The organism is Shinella kummerowiae, from assembly GCF_009827055.1.
GTDB lineage: Bacteria > Pseudomonadota > Alphaproteobacteria > Rhizobiales > Rhizobiaceae > Shinella > Shinella kummerowiae.
Genome location: NZ_WUMK01000001.1, coordinates 305,292 through 323,985 on the forward strand (window position 1 = coordinate 305,292; position 18,694 = coordinate 323,985).

15 protein-coding genes and 1 other RNA gene are annotated in these 18,694 nt (G+C 63.1%); 6 read left to right on the forward strand and 10 right to left on the reverse strand.

What is annotated here, in order from left to right; translation table 11 throughout:
• Positions 1-57: 57 nt before the first annotated feature.
• The 6 genes from GR138_RS01460 to GR138_RS01485 all read right to left on the reverse strand — a co-directional run bounded on the left by GR138_RS01460 (position 58) and on the right by GR138_RS01485 (position 5,540).
• The gene (locus GR138_RS01460) at positions 58-1,512 is read right to left on the reverse strand and encodes a DegQ family serine endoprotease (protein ID WP_246200281.1); all 1,455 of its coding nucleotides are present in this window, start codon (positions 1,510-1,512) and stop codon (positions 58-60) included.
• Between the two features lie 202 nt (positions 1,513-1,714).
• Positions 1,715-1,903, reverse strand: a complete 189-nt coding sequence (locus tag GR138_RS30465; protein WP_160856834.1) for a DUF2065 family protein — start codon at positions 1,901-1,903, stop codon at positions 1,715-1,717.
• Between the two features lie 4 nt (positions 1,904-1,907).
• Positions 1,908-2,858 carry a protease modulator HflC gene (hflC, locus tag GR138_RS01470; RefSeq protein WP_160856835.1) on the reverse strand — a complete coding sequence of 317 codons (951 nt, stop codon included), beginning with the start codon at positions 2,856-2,858 and terminating at the stop codon, positions 1,908-1,910.
• Entirely contained in the window at positions 2,858-3,988 is a 1,131-nt protein-coding gene (gene hflK, locus GR138_RS01475) for an FtsH protease activity modulator HflK (protein ID WP_160856836.1), read from the reverse strand. The genes hflC and hflK overlap by 1 nt, the downstream gene beginning before the upstream one ends.
• A gap of 216 nt (positions 3,989-4,204) precedes the next feature.
• On the reverse strand, positions 4,205-4,726 hold the full coding sequence (locus tag GR138_RS01480) for a dihydrofolate reductase (RefSeq protein ID WP_160856837.1): 522 nt from the start codon (positions 4,724-4,726) through the stop codon (positions 4,205-4,207).
• Positions 4,727-4,745: 19 nt separating this feature from the next.
• A complete protein-coding gene (locus GR138_RS01485) occupies positions 4,746-5,540 on the reverse strand; it encodes a thymidylate synthase (protein ID WP_160856838.1) in 795 nt (264 codons plus the stop codon).
• A gap of 139 nt (positions 5,541-5,679) precedes the next feature.
• Between GR138_RS01485 and GR138_RS30775 the strand changes: the two genes are divergently transcribed.
• The 6 genes from GR138_RS30775 to GR138_RS01510 all read left to right on the forward strand — a co-directional run bounded on the left by GR138_RS30775 (position 5,680) and on the right by GR138_RS01510 (position 8,912).
• Positions 5,680-5,811 (forward strand): hypothetical protein, encoded by a 132-nt coding sequence (locus GR138_RS30775; protein ID WP_276508763.1) that lies wholly within the window; start codon positions 5,680-5,682, stop codon positions 5,809-5,811.
• A 154-nt stretch (positions 5,812-5,965) separates the two neighbouring features.
• Complete coding sequence (locus GR138_RS30875) at positions 5,966-7,297, forward strand: EAL domain-containing protein (RefSeq protein ID WP_160856839.1); 1,332 nt, start codon at positions 5,966-5,968, stop codon at positions 7,295-7,297.
• 26 nt (positions 7,298-7,323) lie between these two features.
• Positions 7,324-7,683, forward strand: a transfer-messenger RNA (tmRNA) gene (ssrA, locus tag GR138_RS01495).
• 200 nt (positions 7,684-7,883) lie between these two features.
• Positions 7,884-8,405 (forward strand): SspB family protein, encoded by a 522-nt coding sequence (locus GR138_RS01500; protein ID WP_160856840.1) that lies wholly within the window; start codon positions 7,884-7,886, stop codon positions 8,403-8,405.
• An 8-nt stretch (positions 8,406-8,413) separates the two neighbouring features.
• Entirely contained in the window at positions 8,414-8,611 is a 198-nt protein-coding gene (locus GR138_RS01505; protein WP_160856841.1) for a DUF4169 family protein, read from the forward strand.
• A 70-nt stretch (positions 8,612-8,681) separates the two neighbouring features.
• On the forward strand, positions 8,682-8,912 hold the full coding sequence (locus GR138_RS01510; protein WP_160856842.1) for a ribbon-helix-helix domain-containing protein: 231 nt from the start codon (positions 8,682-8,684) through the stop codon (positions 8,910-8,912).
• Here GR138_RS01510 and GR138_RS01515 read toward each other — a convergent pair.
• From GR138_RS01515 to GR138_RS01530, 4 genes are all read right to left on the reverse strand, one after another.
• The gene (locus GR138_RS01515; RefSeq protein WP_160856843.1) at positions 8,905-12,690 is read right to left on the reverse strand and encodes an AsmA family protein; all 3,786 of its coding nucleotides are present in this window, start codon (positions 12,688-12,690) and stop codon (positions 8,905-8,907) included. The genes GR138_RS01510 and GR138_RS01515 overlap by 8 nt on opposite strands.
• A gap of 66 nt (positions 12,691-12,756) precedes the next feature.
• Positions 12,757-14,169, reverse strand: coding sequence for an FAD-binding oxidoreductase (locus tag GR138_RS01520; protein WP_160856844.1), 1,413 nt, complete (start codon positions 14,167-14,169; stop codon positions 12,757-12,759).
• Between the two features lie 102 nt (positions 14,170-14,271).
• Complete coding sequence (locus GR138_RS01525; RefSeq protein WP_160856845.1) at positions 14,272-17,427, reverse strand: efflux RND transporter permease subunit; 3,156 nt, start codon at positions 17,425-17,427, stop codon at positions 14,272-14,274.
• Positions 17,427-18,599, reverse strand: a complete 1,173-nt coding sequence (locus tag GR138_RS01530) for an efflux RND transporter periplasmic adaptor subunit (protein ID WP_160856846.1) — start codon at positions 18,597-18,599, stop codon at positions 17,427-17,429. The genes GR138_RS01525 and GR138_RS01530 overlap by 1 nt, the downstream gene beginning before the upstream one ends.
• Between the last annotated feature and the right edge of the window lie 95 nt (positions 18,600-18,694).

Below are 18,694 nucleotides of genomic sequence, written 5' to 3' on the forward strand. Positions count from 1 at the left end.
GCCTGACTCAAACTCTCTACAGTGACCGGCAAGCCCCTGACGGGACTCGCCTTTCCGTCAGTCGATGCGCACGGTGATGTAACGCAGCGCGCCGGTGCGATTGGCGATCATCATGAGGACGTTGCGACGGTCTTCCGACTTCAGCTTGGTGATACGGATCTTCACCTCATCTGCCGTCGTGACGGCCTCCTGGCCGATTTCGACGATCACGTCGCCCGGCACGATGCCGCGCTCGGCCGCTGCTGAATCCGGCGCGACCTCGGTGATGACCACACCCTTGACGCTTTCGACGATCGAGAAGGTCTTGCGCGCGTCCTCGTCGAGGTCATCGATGCCCATGCCGAGAACGAGGTCGGCCTTTTCGGGTTCGGCCTGCGCGCCGGTGTCAGGCGTCGTCCCCTCGTCCTTCTTTCCCTCGTCCGGCGTCGCCGCGTCCTCGGCGTTCGCCTGCTCCTCGCCGTCCTCGAGCCGGCCGAGCGTCACCTTGACGGTCAACTCCTTGCCGTCGCGCAGCAGCACGACATCCACCGCCTTGCCGACCGGGCTTTCGGCCACGACACGCGGCAGGTCGCGCATTTCGTCGACATCCTTGCCGTCGAAGCGAATGATGACGTCGCCGGTCTCGATCGAACCGTTGTCGACCGGACCGCCCTTGATGATGCCGGCGACGAGCGCGCCCTTTGCTTCCGTCATGCCGAGGCTTTCGGAAATATCGTCCGTCACCGGCTGGATGCGCACGCCAAGCCAGCCGCGGCGCGTCTCGCCGAACTCGCGAAGCTGCGTGAAGATGTTTTGCGCCAGCTCCGTCGGCACAGAGAAGCCGATGCCGATCGAGCCGCCGGACGGCGAGATGATCGCCGTGTTGATGCCGATGACCTCGCCCTTCATGTTGAACAGCGGGCCGCCGGAATTGCCACGGTTGATGGCGGCGTCCGTCTGGATGAAGTTGTCGTAGGGACCGGCATTGATGTTGCGGCCGCGGGCCGAAATGATGCCGACCGTCACCGAGCCGCCGAGGCCGAACGGATTGCCGATCGCCATCACCCAGTCGCCGATGCGCATGGTGCGGGAATCGCCGAACGGCACGGCCTTGAGCGGCGCCTTCGGTTCCACCTTGAGAAGGGCAAGGTCGGTCTTCGGGTCGGTGCCGACGAGTTTGGCCTTCAGCTTTGAGCCGTTGGCGAAATTCACCTCGATATCATCGGCGCCTTCGATGACGTGGTTGTTCGTGGCGATGAAACCGGACGGATCGATGACGAAACCGGAACCGAGCGAATTGACCGTCTGCCCCTGGTTCGAACCCTCCCCGCCTTCGCCCTTGAAGAATTCGTCGAAGAAGTCCTGGAAGGGAGAGCCTTCCGGCACCTGCGGAATGGGCGCCTTGTCGTCGCTCTTGACGTTCTGCGAGGTGGAGATGTTCACCACCGCGTCGAGCAGGCCCTCAGCGAGATCGGCCACGGAATCAGGCCCCGCCGGCTGCACCTGTGCCGCCGCTGGCGCGGTAAACGGCATCGCGGTGGTCAGCGAAAAACTCACCGCCAGCGCAAGTGCCGCTTGCGCTGCACTGGACCTCGTCTTCAAAGCCATGTTCGGCATCCTCTTTGTCCTGATCATCGTGGTGAGTGTTTGCCGCGGATACGGCGAAAATCAGTCCGCCACGATGAATTGATGTGAACTCTTGCCCGTCTTCGCCGCCGGTCGCAAGGGCTGCGGCTCACGCACCCCGGATGAACCACACCATGGCTACACCGAGCGCCACGGCGACAAGCCCCGACACGCGCAACTGGCTTTCCGGAATCGTCGGCAGCATTTCCGCCATGCGCTTCAAAACCGAAGGGGCCAGTGCGTACACCAGCCCCTCGATGATCATGAAGAACGCGATTCCCGTGAGGAAATCGGCCACGGCCTCAGTTCGCCGTCGATGGCGTCGTTGCCGTGCCGTTCGTCGTTCCCGACGCAGCACCCGAGGAAGCCGGCGCAGTGCCCGCCGCATCCTCGAAGTAGCGGAAGAACTCCGACTGCGGCGACAGCACGAGTGTGGTGTCGGACGACGTCAGCGAGTTCCGGTAGGCGCTCATCGACCGGTAGAAGTCGAAGAAGGCCGGGTCCTGCGAGAAGGCCTGGCCGAACACGCGGTTGCGCTCGCCTTCACCCTCGCCTCGCAGGATTTCAGAATCACGCTGCGCAGCAGCCACGAATTCGACGACTTGGCGATCCGCGATGGCGCGGCGGCGCTGACCGGCTTCATTACCGCGGGCGCGGATGAGCTCGGCTTCGGCAAGGCGTTCGGCCTTCATGCGCTCGAAGGTTTGCTGCGAGACTTCCTGCGTCAGGTCCGTGCGACGGATACGCACGTCGGAGATCGTCAGGCCGAGGTTCGACGCATCGTTCGTCAGCTCGCCACGAACCTCGCGCATCATCGATGCACGCTCTTCGGACAGAGCGGATTCGAAGCCGCGCAGACCGTAGACGCGACGAAGAGCTGCGTCGAGACGCGTGCTCAGACGCGCTTCGGCCGATTCCCGGTCGCCCGAGACGGTTTCGCGGAAGCGACGGGCATCGGTGATCTTGTAGACCACGAAGGCATCGACTTCGTAGAACTTGCCGCCCGAAACCTGGACGCGGATGTTGTCGAGGTCGAAGCGCAGGGCCTGATCCTGGATGTACTGTACGCTGTCAGCATCCATGAAACCGAAGGGCAGCTTGAAGTACAGGCCCGGCTCGGTCTTGACGTCCTGAATCTGGCCGAAGCGGATGACGATCGCCTGCTGGCGCTCGTTAACGACGAAGACCGAGGAGTAGACGAGGAAAAGGAGAACGCCGACGGCGATCAGAATGGCTGGTATACGGTTGCCCATTACTGAGTGCCTCCCGTGCTCTGCTGCTGCTGGGTCGTTGCACGGCCGAGCTCATTGAGCGGCAGGAAGGGAACGACGCCCTGACCGCCCTGCTTCTCGTCGATGATGACCTTCTTCGAGTTCTTCATCACGCCTTCCATCGTTTCGAGGAAGAGGCGCTTGCGGGTCACGTCGGGTGCGACCTTGTACTGCTCGTAGATCGACAGGAAGCGTGCGGCTTCACCTTCCGCTTCCTTGACGACGCGGTCCTTGTAGGCGGCCGCCTCTTCGCGGATCTGCGCGGCCTGACCGCGCGCGCCACCCAGCTTCTGGTTGGCGTACTGGTTGGCTTCTTCGAGGAAGCGGTCTTCGTCCTGTTCGGCACGCTGCACTTCATCGAACGCATCGGCCACCTCGCGCGGCGGGGCCGCGTCTTCGATGGCGACCGTGTTGATCGAGATGCCGGCGCCGTAAGCGTCCATGGTTGCCTGGATCGTCGTCTTCACGCCCTCGGCAATCGCCTGACGGTTGTCGCGGAAGATGTCCTGTGCCGGGCGGCGGCCGACGACTTCGCGCATGGCGCTTTCGGAGACCTGCTGCAGCGTCTCGGCCGGATATTCGAGGTTGAAGAGGTAGGATTGCGGGTCGGTGACCGTGTAGAGTACCGAGAACTGCACGTTGACGATGTTCTGGTCGCCCGTCAGCATCAGGCTGGAATTGTCGGAGCTGGACGCAGCCGCGCGGCGGCCGATATTCTGCTGCTGCTCGGTGATCTTGACGAGTTCGACGGTTTCCAGCGGCCACAGGTGGAAATGCAGGCCGGGCATGGAGATTTCCTGCTTCGGCTTGCCGAAGCGCAGCTCGACGCCGCGCTCGTCCGGCTGGACGGTATAGATGGAGTTCATCAGCCAGAAGACGCCGACGAGCAGCAGCGCGATGACCACGACGCCGCCATTGATGCCACCGGGCATGACGTTCTTCAGCTGGTTCTGGCCGCGCCGGATGATTTCCTCAAGGTCGGGCGGGCCACCGTTGCCGCTGCCACCGCCGCCACCGCGGGGGCGGTTCGGTCCCTGCCCCCATGGTCCTTGATTGTTTCCGCCGCCGCCGCCCCAAGGGCCGCCGCCGCCATTTTGATTGCTCCAGGGCATCAATACCTCTTTCTTTCAAATCCCCAAGAAGCCCGTCCGTATTTCTCCGAAACGCGAACAGGCTCCAATTCCATGTTTCCGCACAGGTCGCGGATTGTTTCGCCGCGCTACGCAAGGTGAACCCGTTATAGGTATCCCCCGGGCACCTTTCAACAAATCCGCGAGGTCTAGCGCCCTTGTGCGGCAAAATAGTTCGTGATCGACGCGATTTATGGTTTACGCGGCCGTTTTCCGGCGCCAGGTGACGAAGCGCATGGCATGGCTGTCCTTCTCGCCCTGGGGAATGGGCTCTTCGACAAACTTCTCGAAAAGGGCAGGATCGATCTGCGGGAACCGGGTATCGCCGTCCACCTCGGCCTCGACATGGGTGACATGAAGCACATCCGCCCGGTCGAAGACCTGGGCGTAGATCTGCCCGCCGCCGATGACGCAGATTTCATCGACACCCAGCGCCTTCGCCTCACGCTGCGCAGCCGTAAGCCCTTCGTCCAGCGACGACACGACCTCTGCGCCCGGCGCGGAGAACGTCGCGTCACGGGTGATGACGATATTCGGACGCCCCGGCAGCGGCCTGCCGATCGACGCCCAGGTCTTGCGTCCCATCAGCACCGGCTTGCCGAGCGTCAGCTGCTTGAAGCGCTTGAGGTCCGATGGCAGGCGCCACGGCAGGTCGCCATCACGGCCGATGACGCCGTTCTTCGCCACGGCCACGACGAGGACGATCTTGGCTTCGCTCATGGTTCGGCTTTCCTGCAGATCAGACGGCGATCGGCGCCTTGATGGTTGAATCAGCTTCGTAGCCGATCAGGGTGAAGTCCTCGAATTTGAAGGAGAAAAGGTCTTTCACCTCCGGATTGAGCTTCATGAAGGGCAAGGGTTTCGGCCGGCGCGTCATCTGCGTGCGCACCTGCTCGAAATGGTTGGCATAGATATGCGCGTCGCCGAGCGTGTGCACGAAGTCGCCGGGCTGAAGCCCGCTCACCTGCGCCACCATCATGGTGAGCAGGGCATAGGAGGCGATGTTGAACGGCACGCCGAGAAAAATATCGGCCGAGCGCTGGTAGAGCTGGCAGGACAGCTTGCCGTTCGCCACGTAGAACTGGAACAGACAATGGCATGGCGGCAGCGCCATCTCGTCGACCAGCGCCGGATTCCACGCCGAAACAATGTGGCGGCGGGAGTTTGGGTTGCGCTTGATGCTGTCGAGGACGGCAACGATCTGGTCGAGATGCCGGCCGTCATGCGTCGGCCAGGAGCGCCACTGGTAGCCGTAGACCGGGCCCAATTCGCCAGCAGCGTCGGCCCATTCATCCCAGATGCTGACACCGTTTTCGTGCAGGTAGGCGATGTTGGTATCGCCTTTCAGGAACCACAGCAATTCATGGATGATCGAGCGCAGGTGCAGCTTCTTGGTGGTCAGCACCGGAAACCCTTCGGAAAGGTCGAAGCGCATCTGGTGACCGAAGACGCCGCGCGTGCCGGTGCCCGTGCGGTCACCCCGGTCAGTGCCGTTTTCCATCACATGGGCGAGAAGATCGAGATATTGCTGCATGGTCGCCGCCGATTCGTTGTTCAGCACAATATATAAGGGCGAGAGCGGCGGCGGCCAAAGCGTGAAATCGGGTTGTCCCGGTTTTCCTCAGGGCACCGCAGAAAGCTTTCCGAGTTCCTTGGCGGTGAGGTAGTAGAAGGTGACACGCGATTTCGTGCGGTCGTCGGCCACGGTCTGCTGCCTCCTGTGGGATTACGCGGCTGCCGTCGTCATCGCGGGCCTGCCGCAACGCCATGTCTTCCCATACATGGGGCAAGTCAAGCGCGAATGAGCGCCTCCCCGCAGAGGCCATGTCTTGCAGGACACCGACAGTCACCCGTCCTGGTTTCAAGAGACTGGCATTTTTGCACTTTCTGAAGGAATGTCCGGTAGGTTTGGCAATGCGGCTGGGCAACGCACCAGACGATAACGGACGGTCATCGCATGTGAAACAGGCTGAAGACTACTCGCACCGGTTCCGGCTTGCCTATGGCATGGCCGCGCTTGCAGTCGGCGCCCTGGCTGCAGGGTGGGCCATTGTCTTCGCTTTCATGCAGGCCTGGTCGCTGGTGGTGATGGACGGCGCCGTGGTGATGGTCGCGTTCATCAGCTTCGTCCTGGCACATCGCCATCAATTTTCCGCGGCACTGCTGTTCTCGCAGGCCTCGTTTTTCATCATAACCATCGTCTTCTGCCTGCTGTTCGATGTCCCGAGCGCTGCGGCCCCGCGGGTATCGCACCTTTTCCTGCTCGTCCTGGCACTGCTCGGCTACATCAACTACCGGCGCGAAAACTCCGGTCTTCAGCTTGGCATCGTCGGACTGTGCCTCGCCGCCTTCGTGATCTTCACCAGCACGAATGCCGTCCTGCCCTTCGCCGAGCCGATTGCCGATCACTTTCGCCTCTATGGCTCCTGGCTGAACACGATCATCGCCGTCATCATGCTGTGCGGCGGCGTCTATGTGATGCAGCGGGAATTTGCCCGCGACCTCGACCAGGCGCGCGAAATCAAGGCAGCGCTGACCAACCGCGAATTCGAGCTGTTCTACCAGCCGCAGGTCAATGAGACCGGCAGGCTCACGGGCGCCGAAGCGCTGTTGCGCTGGAAACGACCCGGTGGAACTTACACCTCGCCCGCCGACTTCATCCCCATTGCCGAACAGGCGGGGCTGATGCCCCGGATCGGCGGCTGGGTGCTCACCCAGGCCTGCAAGACGCTCGCAGCCTGGCAGCAGGAGGAGGCCACGCGCGGCCTGAAACTTGCGGTGAATGTCAGCGTCGACCAGTTCATGGAGGCGGATTTCGTCGATGCGGTGCTGAACCGCATCCGCACGCTGGAGATTAATCCGACCCTGCTCAAGCTGGAACTCACCGAAAGCATGATGGCGACGGATGTCGATGCGATTGTCGGCAAGATGCGGGCGCTGCGCGCCGCCGGCATCACCATCTCGCTCGATGATTTCGGCACCGGCTATTCCTCGCTCAGCCACCTGCGCCAGTTGCCGATCCACGAGATCAAGATCGACCGTTCCTTCGTGCAGGACGCACCCGGCAACAAGCGCAACCGCCTTCTCCTGAAAAGCATCTTCGACATCGCCAACATGCTGGAACTCTCGGTGGTCGCGGAGGGCATCGAGACGCAGGAGCAGCTCCTGCTGCTGAAATCCTTCGGCTGCACAGCGTTCCAGGGGTTCCATTTCGGCCGTCCCCTGCCCCTTGCCGAATTCCAGGCGCAATGGACGACCGACACATCGTCGCCCCTTGCCGAAACCGCCTGAACCGAATTGCGAATTCCTGTCACAAAGTCCTTTTCTTGGGCAGCGGGAATGCCTATATGTAGGTTGCTGCCTCGGCAGCTATGGCAATAAACGAGCGGTGTAATAAACCCATTGGACCCGGGGGCGGTACCCGGCGCCTCCACCAAAAACCGGTCAGGTCAACGGACCGGCTTTTGATGGGGGCGAAATAGGATCGACAAGGGCGTAAAGATCGACTTTTTGCTCGGCATTGTACCACCGTTATCGGGCTAAACTTGTAGTTGCAAACGACAACTATGCGGAAGCTCGTCTCGCTGCTTAATCGCGGTGTGACACTTCAAATCAAGTCCTAAGGGGTCGCACTCTTAGGCGGGGTCCGAAGGCACCTGGCAACAGAAGCCTTCACCTTCTCCAATCCCTTGAAATGGTCTATAGCTGTGCCAGATGACTCGTGCCGGAAGGCGTGAGACTGGAGCAATTCCGGCAAAGGTGCATAGCGATTTTGCCTCCGCGATTGCGTCGAAACAACGGATGAAGCATTTTGCGATTCGCAGAAATGCCCTAATACAATGCCTGAATACAAAGGCATGAAGAAAGACAGGAACGGATGGCGCAAGACCACATTCGATACGACATTCTCGCCCAGGACGCACTGCGGAGCGTCATTCGCAAGGTTTTGTCCGAAGTCGCGGTCACGGGGCATCTCCCCGGCGAGCATCATTTTTTCATCACCTTCCTGACCAATGCCCCCGGCGTGCGCATCTCGCAGCACCTCAAGGCAAAATATGCCGAACAGATGACCATCGTCGTCCAGCACCAGTTCTGGGACCTGAAGGTCACCGAAAGCCTGTTCGAGATCGGCCTGTCCTTCTCCGACACGCCGGAAAAGCTCGTCATTCCGTTCAATGCCATCCGCGGCTTCTATGATCCGTCGGTCAGCTTCGAACTGGAGTTCGACGTTCCGGCCGCAGAGGAAGAGGAAGAGCATTCCGCCGAGATCACCGCCTATCCGGCCGCCGCCGAAAAGACCGAGGATAGCAGCGAAGAGACGACGCCTCCGATCGATGGCGACGACAACAACAAAGGCGGCTCGGTCGTCTCGCTCGATTCCTTCCGCAAGAAGAACTGAGCCGTGCGATGAGCGGCGACGTCGTCAATCTCCGCCAGTTCCGCAAGCAGAAGGCGCGCTCCGAAAAAGAGGCGAAGGCCGAGCAGAACCGCGCCGCCTTCGGCCGCACCAAGGCGGAAAAGACGCTGACGCGCGCGTTGAACGAAAAAGCGCAAAAGACCCTCGACCAGGGCCGCCTGGAGCGGCCCGACGAGGATAAAGGCTGAATTTTCAAAGCCTTGCCGTAAAAATCCGATTCGATCTGCCAATCAACTGAATCAACGCTTAAAGATGGGCATGATCCGCAAATACTCCACCACGCTGCATGGCCACCGCACGAGCTTTTCGCTCGAACCTGCGTTTCACGACGAGCTGAAGACCATCGCCGAGGCACGCGGCATGCCGGTCGCAGCGCTCATTCGCGAAATCGACGACGCCCGCGGCGTCGATGGCAACCTCTCCTCCGCGCTCCGCCTCCATGTGCTCGATTGGCTGAAGCGGAAGGCTGGGGACGCCGTCGCTAATTGACGCCCGGCAGCGAGTCGAAATTCAGGGTCTGGCCGTCGCCGAGCGGCGGCAGTTCTCCGCCACGCTCAACGCCGTCCTCGGGCGACACCGGCAGCCGACGGCGCGTTGCCTCGTCTTCCGCTCTTTTGGCCTCTTCGGCGGCACGCTGCTCGGCAAGGCGACGGGCCTGTTCCTGTGCTTCCAGGAGAAGACGCGCATCGTCTGCAGCCTTGCGGCGGACCCGCTCGGCCTCTTCGGCGGCCGCGCGGGTCGTGCGCTCTTCGTCAGCCCGTTTGCGGGCTTCGACACGGCGGCGCTCTTCCTCTTCCATCTGAAGGCGCATCGCCTCGGCAAGCGCTGTCCGCGCCTCTGTTCGCGAACGGTAAAGCGCCGCTTCGCGCCGCAGCCGCTGCTTTTCGAGCACATTGGCCTGGAGCGTCTCCACGCGCCGGCGCTCCGTCTCGAAACGGCGAAGCGACAGATAGTTGGCGAGCGGCTGGACATCGAGTTCAACACCCGGCGCATCCATAGCGCCGCGATAGGAGAGCACGACCTCCGGCTCGGCCCCGGCAAGAGCCTCGTCGCCGGCCTTGTAGGTGACCGCAAGTTTTCCGGTCATCGTGTCATCGGCGAGGTCGATATCCGCATCGCCGACAAGCGACGCGCTTCTATCCTCTCCAGTGACGCTCTGGACGCGCAGCTTGCCGCCGGCTAGCGCGAAGGGAATACGCACCGCTCCCAGCGCAGCCTTGCCTTTCAAAACCGCATCCGATGCGAAATCCACCACGCGCTCCGCCGTGATATCGCCGTCGATGCGATCCGCTGCCGCCAGCAGCGCAGGCAATGCGCCCGTATCGAGCCCGTTCAAACTCAGGTCGGAGACCTGCACTCCGCCTGACCCGCTCGCCCCTTCAACCATGGCGCGCACGCTCTTGCCGGATGCGTCGATGGCAAGCGTCACATCCGCCTTGCCCGTGGCAACCGCGCCCTGCGGCCCGGCCCACACGACGTTCGAAAGGTCGGCACCGGAGAGCGTGGCGCGCGCCTCGAACAGCCCGTTCTCCTCCGCATTGGCGACCTTGATCCGGCCGGACAATTTTCCGCCCAGCCAGTCGCCGGCCATGTCGGTCAGCGTCAGTTCGGCACCCTTCCAGACAAGATTGCCCTTGAAAGCGTCCACTGCGCCATAAAGACCCGGCCAGAAGGAACCGGCCTCAAGGGTTATCGACATATCGGCGGTGTCCTGGAGCGGCTGCACAAGCGGTGCGGCATTCAACCCGCCCTCGACCATATCCGTCACCGGCCCTGCCACCGCCTCGGCGAGGAAGGCGAAGTCGACCGTATTGAAGCGCAACGCGCCGGTGCCCTTCAGCATCGCTGCCGTTCGATCGAGTGTCAGCGCGCCGGAAAAGCCGTTGCGGTCGGCCTCGCCGACAATATCGGTGATCGTGATGGCTTCGGCGCTGGTGGCCACGGCAGCCTGCAGGGTCAGCGGCAGGCCGGCGCCCACTTGCGGCAGGGCAATCGCATTCATCATCAGGTAGGGTTCGACATCATCGCTCTTGGCGGAAAGAACCAACGAACCGTTCAGGAAGTTTTCCGCGGACAACGCAGCCTTACCCTTCGCGGAAAACGAGGTGCTGCCGGCGGTGAAGGTGGCCGAAACATCGGCTGGCCCCTCTTCCGGCTGCGCGGCCCGGAAGGTTACGCTGGCATCCGGATCGGCATCGAACGGCAGCGGATCGAGCCCGATCTGCCCAGCCAGCACGACGGACTGCGGATTGAAGAGGCTGCCGTCCAGCTCGAAATTTCGGCCGCGCAGGAGATCGGCGAGTGTTTCGGCCGACAGTTTCAATTCGACCCGCCCCTCGTTGACCGGGCCATTCACCGCGATGGTCACCGGGTCACCCGCTTCGCCGGAGATTGAGGCGCGTACGGAAAGATCGGCATTGTCGTAATAGCCGGCATTGGCGGCAAAGCGGCCGAGCACGGGATGGGCGGGCAGATGCCGTGCCAGGAGATCCGCAACGGGCCGCATCGCAGCAGCCTTCACCGTCATGTCGAGCCCGGCACTCGGCGCGAGAAGCGTGCCTCCGAGCGTGCCGCTTGCCGACAGCTCTGCGCCCTCCAGCGCGGCGACCTTGAGCCGGTTCAATGTCAGCAGGCCGTCCTTGACCGAGAGAGCAGCGTTGACGCCCGCGGCAGTTTCACCAAAGGCGTTGAAATGATCGGCCCTGATATCCAGCGCAATCGAATGTTCGAGCACGGTCGAAAGCGACGCATCGCCTGCGAAGAGACCGACCAGGGCCTGAAGCGATTCCAGCTGGACCTCGTTGCCGTGCAGCTGGAGCGACAGGGTGGGCGACGCGTCTGAAGGGGATTCCCGTTCCAGCCGGCCCAGCAGCGACGCCTCGCCAATCGCGATCTCGAGATTTTCGAAGCGCTGCAACGCGTCCGTCAGATTCACCCGAGCAGAAAAGCCGGCCGTCTTCAGCTTGCGGATTTCCGGATCGACGGAACCGGCAAGCCAGGTCGCGAGCCCCGACGGCTGGTTTGAGGCAACCAGGAGATCGCCGACGAAGCCTCGGTTTTCCCTGAGCTTCAGCCGGCCCTTGGCTTCAAGTGCGGTGCGCCCGGGCAGAAGCGCATCCGCTCGGTCGATTTGCCAGCCATCTCCATCCGGCTTCACGTCGAGACGCACTTCCCGCACCGTCGTATCACCCACCACCACGGCGGGCAGGAAGAGGCTCGCGCGACCCGGCACCTGCGGGACGGGGATATCGGCGGCAATGGCGAGCAGCGCCTGGAGCCGCTGGCGCACGGTGACCTGCGGATTGCGGCCGGTCTTGCCCGCCTCGCCGCTATTGCCGATGCGGCTGACGTCGATCTGCTGGCCATCGGCGATCAGCAGGAATTCCGGCGCGCGCCCGGTATCGAGCGTCGCCTCGCCGGTGACGACATAGGGATCCTCCCGCGGCCCGGCTTCCAGGCGATATTCGGGGATGCGGATCCGCTCGTTGGAGAGTTCGAACTTGCCGGCAACGCGGATCGGATCAGCCGCCCCCTCGCCCTTCGGCCGCGGCTTTTCCGACAGGGTGAAAGCGCCGTCATAGAGCGGACGGAAATCGACCACCTTCACCGCCCCGTCGAGATCGGCGGTGAAGGAAAGCCGGTCGGGCACGACGCGGGCGCGCAGCGAGAGCGCCCCGTTCTCCAACTGTCCGCTCGAAAGCTGGAAAGCGCCGCTTTCGCCATCGAGCGCCGCGCGACCATCGATGCGCCACGGGCCGCCGAGCGACTTGGCCGAAACCTGTGCATCGAGCCCGGTAACATGGCGCGTACGGCCCGTCTGTTCGTCGATGAACTCTATCTCACCGCCGCTGATCGCGACATTTTCGAGGACGACGGTACGGGCCGGGATGTCGGATTTCCGGCCACGCGCCCAGTCCAGCGTGCCGTCCTGGAAGAGTTTGATACGCGCCTTCGGCCCCTCGATGCGCATGTCGAAGATCAGAGCCTCGCCAGACAGGAACGGCGCCAGTTCCGCATCCATGGAAAAGCGCGCGATTTCGACCAACGGCTTGCCCTCTTCTGGGGCGCCGACACGCACGTCGTTGAGCGTCACCGAGGGAAACGGGATCAGCCGCGCGTCGACGCTGCCATGCACGGTGACGGCACGCCCCATGATCTGGCTCGCCTCGCGTTCGAAATCCTGCCGAAAGCTGGTCCAGTCGACGAAAAGCGGCGCAAGCAGCGCCGCAAAGAGCGCCACGACCACCAAGCCGCCAACGAAGAGCATGATCCTAGATAGCACGCAGCCTGCCTTGAATTCCGTTTCGTTCCGTCAGGATAACGCGAACATCCGCTAGAGGGTCGAAAAAATCTTGCCCGGGTTGAGAATGTTGTCCGGATCGAGCGCCTGTTTGATCTGCCGCATCAGCAGCACCGAGCCGCCAAGCTCGCCCGGCAGGAAGGCTTGTTTGCCCTGCCCTACGCCATGTTCGCCGGTGCAGGTGCCGTCCATGGCCAGCGCTCGGGCATTGAGCCGGCCGACGAACGCCTCGACCTGCGCCACATGGGTCGGGTCCTTGTCGTCGAAGACGAGGCTGACATGGAAATTGCCGTCGCCGGCATGTCCGACGATCGGCGCCAGGAGCCCATGCTCCTCGATATCGGCTTCGGTTTGCGCCACGCAATCAGCGAGCCGTGAGATCGGCACGCAGACATCTGTCGCGATCGCCGCATAACCGGGGCGAAGCGCCTTGGCCGACCAGTAGACATTGTGCCTAGCCTTCCAGAGCTTTGCGCGCTCCTCCGCGTCCGCGCTCCACTGGAACGGGCCACCGCCGCACTCGGCGGCAATCTCCCCGAACTCATTCGATTGCAGATGCACACTCTCATCATTGCCGTGGAACTCGACGAAGAGCGTCGGCTGCTCGGGAAGCGTGAGGCCCGAATAGGCGTTGCAGGCCTTGATCTGCAACGTGTTGACCAGTTCGATCCGCGCGACCGGGATACCGAGTTGGATCGTCATGATCACGGCATCGCAGGCATCCTTCAAAGTCGGAAAACCGCAAATGCCGCCAGCGATCACCGAAGGAATGCCCTGAAGGCGCAGCGTGACGGAGGTCAAAACCCCGAGCGTGCCCTCGGCGCCGACAAAGAGGCGTGTCAGGTCATACCCCGCCGATGACTTGCGCGCCCGGCGGGCGGTGCGGATCTCCTCGCCGGTCGCCGTGACGGCGGTCACGGCCAGCACGTTGTCCTTCATCGTGCCGTAGCGCACGGCATTCGTGCCGGAGGCACGCGTGGAGGTCATGCCGCCGATCGAGGCGTTGGCGCCTGGATCGATCGGAAAGAAGAGGCCTGTATCGCGAAGGTAGGTATTCAGCTCCTCGCGGGTGATGCCCGGCTCGACCGTGCAATCGAGATCCTCGGCATTCACCTCCAGCACACGCTTCATATTGCTGAAATCGATGGAAATGCCACCCTGCGGCGCGTTCACCTGCCCCTCCAGCGAGGAACCGGTGCCGAACGGAATGACCGGGACCTTCAGCTCTGCGCAGAGGCCGACGATCGCCTTCACCTCGTCGGCAGTCTCGACGAAGACGACACCGTCGGGAAGCTGGGCGGGGATATAGGTGGTCGTGTGCGCATGCTGGGTGCGGATCGCCTCGCCGGTCTGGAACCGCGGGCCGAAACGCTCGGCCAGCCGCGGCAATATCTCGGTGATGCCCTGCTCGTTGCGCGCGCCACGCCTGATGTCCGCCAATGCCATCGTCTTACCCTCACTGCCTGTGGGGTTTACTCAGCAAATTGGCGCCCGGCTGTCCAGCAGCAATATCCGATCACCCGAATTTCCGCCGCACCTTGCCGGCCGTCACTCTGCCGGCTGCGGCAGGGCGTCGTCGCCGCGCTTGGCAAGGGTTTCGGCGTGTTGCAGCTCGGCGGCAAGGCGCCGTTCCTCGTCGGCATGCGGGCTCGTAAAGCGGGCGATCACCAGATAAGCAACCGGTGTGAGGTAGAGCGTGACGACCGTCGCAAGGCCGAGACCGCCGACGAGCACCCATCCGAGCGAGACACGCGCCTCCGCACCCGCCCCGCTTGCCAGCACCAGCGGCACGGCACCGACGACGGTGGCGATCATCGTCATCATGACCGGGCGCAGACGGATGTTCGAGGCATTTTCGATGGCGCTGCGGATATCCTGTCCGCGGTCGCGCAGCTGGTTGGCGAATTCGACGATCAGGATGCCGTTCTTCGCCATGATGCCGACGAGCAGGACGAGCCCGATCTGGCTGTAGATGTTGAGCGTCGTTCCCGTCAGGATCATCGCGAAGACGGCGCAGGCAAGCCCGAGCGGCACTGTCACCATGATGATGATGGCGCTGACGAAACTCTCGAACTGTGCGGCCAGCACGAGGAAGATGATGACGAGAGCAAAACCGAAGGTGACGGCAAGGCCGCTCGAATTTTCCTGCAGCGTTGCCGCTTCCGCCATCGGCATGATGCGCGAACCTTCCGGCAGCAGCGGTTCGGCCATCTCCTGCACCATTGCCAGCGCATCGCCAAGTGCCAGGCCATCCTTGAGGCCGGCCGACAGCGAGACGGCACGCAATTGCTGTTCACGCGAAAGCTGCGGCGCGACGGCCTTCTCTTCCAGCGAGGCGATGGAGGACATCGGCACGATCTTGCCGTCGCCGGTCTTCAGGAAAATGTTTTCCAGATCCGTCGGATCGTTGATCGGCTGGGTCGTCGAGGAGAGTTTGACGGGGTATGCCTGCCCTTCAACATAGATATCAACGACGCTCGTGCCTTCCAGCATCGCCTGCAAGGCGGTGGAAAGACCGGTAATGTCGATGCCGAGATCGGCGGCGCGTTCGCGATCGATCGTCACGGACAGTTGCGCCTGGTTGGCTTCATAATTCAGGCGCACGTTCTGGAAGCGGCCGCTATCCTCGATCTTGCGCACGAGTTCGGCCGCCGCATTGCCAAGCTTGGTATAGTCGTTGCCGACCAGCGCGACCTGGAGGCCGTTGCCGGCGCCGCGGATGCCGAGGCTGTTCGGCTGCATGGCGAAGGTGCGCACCGAAGGCACTGTCGCGACCGCCTGGTTGATATCCTGCACGATCTGCTGCTGGGCACGTTCGCGCTCGCTCCAGGGCGCCAGCGTCAGCACCATGAAGCCGCTGTTGGAGGATCCGCCCTGGCCGGAAATCGAGAAGACGTTGACGATCTCGCCGCTGTCGTAGAGCGGGCGGAGCTTGTTCTCGATCACTTTCATCTGGTCCTGCGCGTATTCGAGCGACACACCCTGCGGAGCGTTCACGCGCAGCATCACCATCGACCGGTCCTCGCTCGGCGTCAGTTCGGACTTGATGGTGAAGAAGGAGGTCGCGCCAGCCGCGGTGAACAGCAGCGCCACGATGAAGACGATGAAGGGCGCGCCAAGGCAGGCGCTCAGCGTCGAGCGATAGAAACGCGACGCCGCGCCCCCGATGCGGGCGAGCACGCCCGTGTGATCGTGCTTCACGTCCTTCGTCAGCATGCGGGAGGCGAGCATCGGGCACAGTGTCAGCGCGACGAACGAGGAGAGCAGAATGGCGAAGGCCAGCACGAAGCCGAACTCGCGGAAGAGCCGCCCTGCCTGACCCGGCAGGAAGGAGAGCGGGATGAAGACGGCGGCCAGCGTCGCCGTCGTCGCAATCACGGCGAAGAACACTTCGAGCGTGCCGAGGATCGCCGCCGCGCGCGGTTTCAGGCCCTCGGCCCGCCGCCGCACGATGTTTTCCAGGACCACGATCGCGTCGTCCACCACCAGGCCGGTCGCGAGAACGATGGCGAGAAGCGTCAGGATGTTGACGGAGAAGCCGGCCATGTAAATCGCGGCGATCGTCCCGATCAGCGCGATCGGCATGCTGATCGTCGGGATCAGCGTCGCCCGCCAGTCGAGCAGGAAGAGATAGATGACAAGCGTCACGATCAGCACGGCAACGACCAGCGCGATCTCGACTTCGTGGATCGCGCCCTCGATGAAGACGGCGTCGTCGCTGGTGATCTTGATCTCGGTGCCTTCCGGCAGGATGGTGCCGAACTGCGCCACCATCTGTTTCACGCCGGTGGAAATATCAAGCGTGTTCGATTGCGCCTGACGGATGATGCCGAGCCCGATGCCCTGCCGCCCGTTCGACCGCAACGCGGTGGAGCCTTCGTCCGGCCCGAGCGTCACCATAGCGATATCGCCGAGACGCACCCGGTTCTTGATCATCAGGTTTTCAAAGTCGGCCGGCGTGGTGAGGTCGGCCGTCGCCCGCACCGTGATATCCTGGCTCTGGCTCTTCAGCGAACCGGCGGGCACGTCAAAGGATGCGGTCGCCAGCGCGTTGCGCAGGTCCGCCACCGTGATACCGCGCGCCGCCAGCTTCGACTGGTCGACGTCGATGCGGAAAATCTTCTCTTGGTCGCCATAGACGACAACGTCGGCGACGCCCTCGACGGAGGCGAGCCTGTCGGTGATCTCGTTTTCGGCAAGCAGCGTCAGGTCTTCCAGCGACTGGCTGTCAGAAGTCAGCGCCAGGCGCATGATCGGCTGGCTGTCCGCATCCGCCTTGACGACGCGCGGCTCCTCGGCGCCGTCCGGGAGCTGGTTGGCCACGCGGCCAAGCGCATCGCGCACGTCGTTCGCCGCCTGGTTGACATCCGTCGTATCGGAAAATTGCAGGGTAACGCGGCTGCGGCCGAAGGAGGACTGCGAGGAAATGTCCTTGATGCCCTGCACGCGCGAGACGGCGCCCTCGACGATATCCGTCAGCTCGCGGTCGACCGTCTCGGGCGAAGCGCCCTCGAATTCCGTGGACACGCTGATCACCGGCTGGTCGACGGAAGGAAGTTCACGGATTTCGACGCCGTTGAAGGCGGCAAGCCCGGCGACGACGATCAGCGTGTTGAGCACGAGCGCGAAAATCGGCCGACGGATGAAAAGCGCGGTGAAGCCTGCCTTGCCGGAGGTGTCGAGCCCGTTCGCGTCCCCCGACATTACGAGCCCTCCGCCACGGCGGACGTCGCCTGCCGGTCCTGCTGCTCGGCGGTGCGCACCGCGCCACCGGGCCGCAGCGTCTGCACGCCTTCGGTCACGACCGCGTCACCCTCGGCAAGCGCAGCCTTGACCAAGACCTTGTCCGGATTGCGCTGGACGATATGGACCGGCACGCGCTCGACCTTCTCGCCATTCACGCGCCAGATGTAGGAACCGTCCGAACTCCACTGAACCGCGAGCGGATCGACGCTCGGATAAAAATCGCCGGCGAAGAGCATGTTGACCTGGAAGGACATGCCGGCACGCAGCACATCGTCGGGATTGTCGATGCGGGCGCGCACGCGCAGGGTCCGGCTTTCCTGGTCGATGCGGTTGTCGATCGCCTGCACTTCGCCCGTGAAGGTTTCGCCCGGCCGCGCGACGGCTGTCGCGGTGACATCGCCGCCGACACGCACGCTCGTTGCGAAACGCTCCGGCACCCAGAAATCGACGAGGATCTCCGAACGGTCGTCGATGACGGCAATCGGGCTCGACGTCGTGACATAATCCCCGGAATTGACCGAGATGATGCCGACCACGCCGCCATAGGGCGCGATGATATCGCGCCGGCGCAGCGTCAGTTCGGCATTCTGCAGCACCAGTTCGGCCGCCTTCAACGCGGTTTCGGCATCCTGCAACTCCGCAACACTCATGGAGGACTTGAGGTTCTGGATGCGCTTCAGCTTCTGATCCGCGCTCTCGCGCGCCACGCGCGCCTGGTCGGCGGCGATGCGCTGTTCGTCGCTGTCGAGACGGGCGATGACCTGCCCCTGCTCAACACGGTCGCCGGATTTGACCAGCACGTCCGTCAGGTTGCCGGTCGCATAGGGCGTCACCGTGACGGTGCGGATCGCCTCACCATTGCCAATCGCGTTGAGCCGGTCGTTGACCACGGCCATGGCGACAGGTTTCGTGGCAACGAGCACCGGCCCGCCACCAAAGCCGCCGCGCCGACCGCCCTGTTGTCCACCTTCCGCCTGCCCCTCGCTCGCAGGAGCGATCGCGGCAACGAGCGTGCCCGGCAGGCCTGCGGCCTTGAGCATGTCGTTTGCCCCAGGCACGAAGCGGCCCCAGAGCAAAACCCCGGCCGAAATAACGCCAAGGCTTATGAGGAGCTGTTTCCAAACCCGCATGCAATCTTTCTCCGATGAAAGCGAACCGACACCTGTCGAGATGCGGCATAGAGCAAGTATCCTGCTTTGGAAATGAACCGGCAATGAAAGAATCG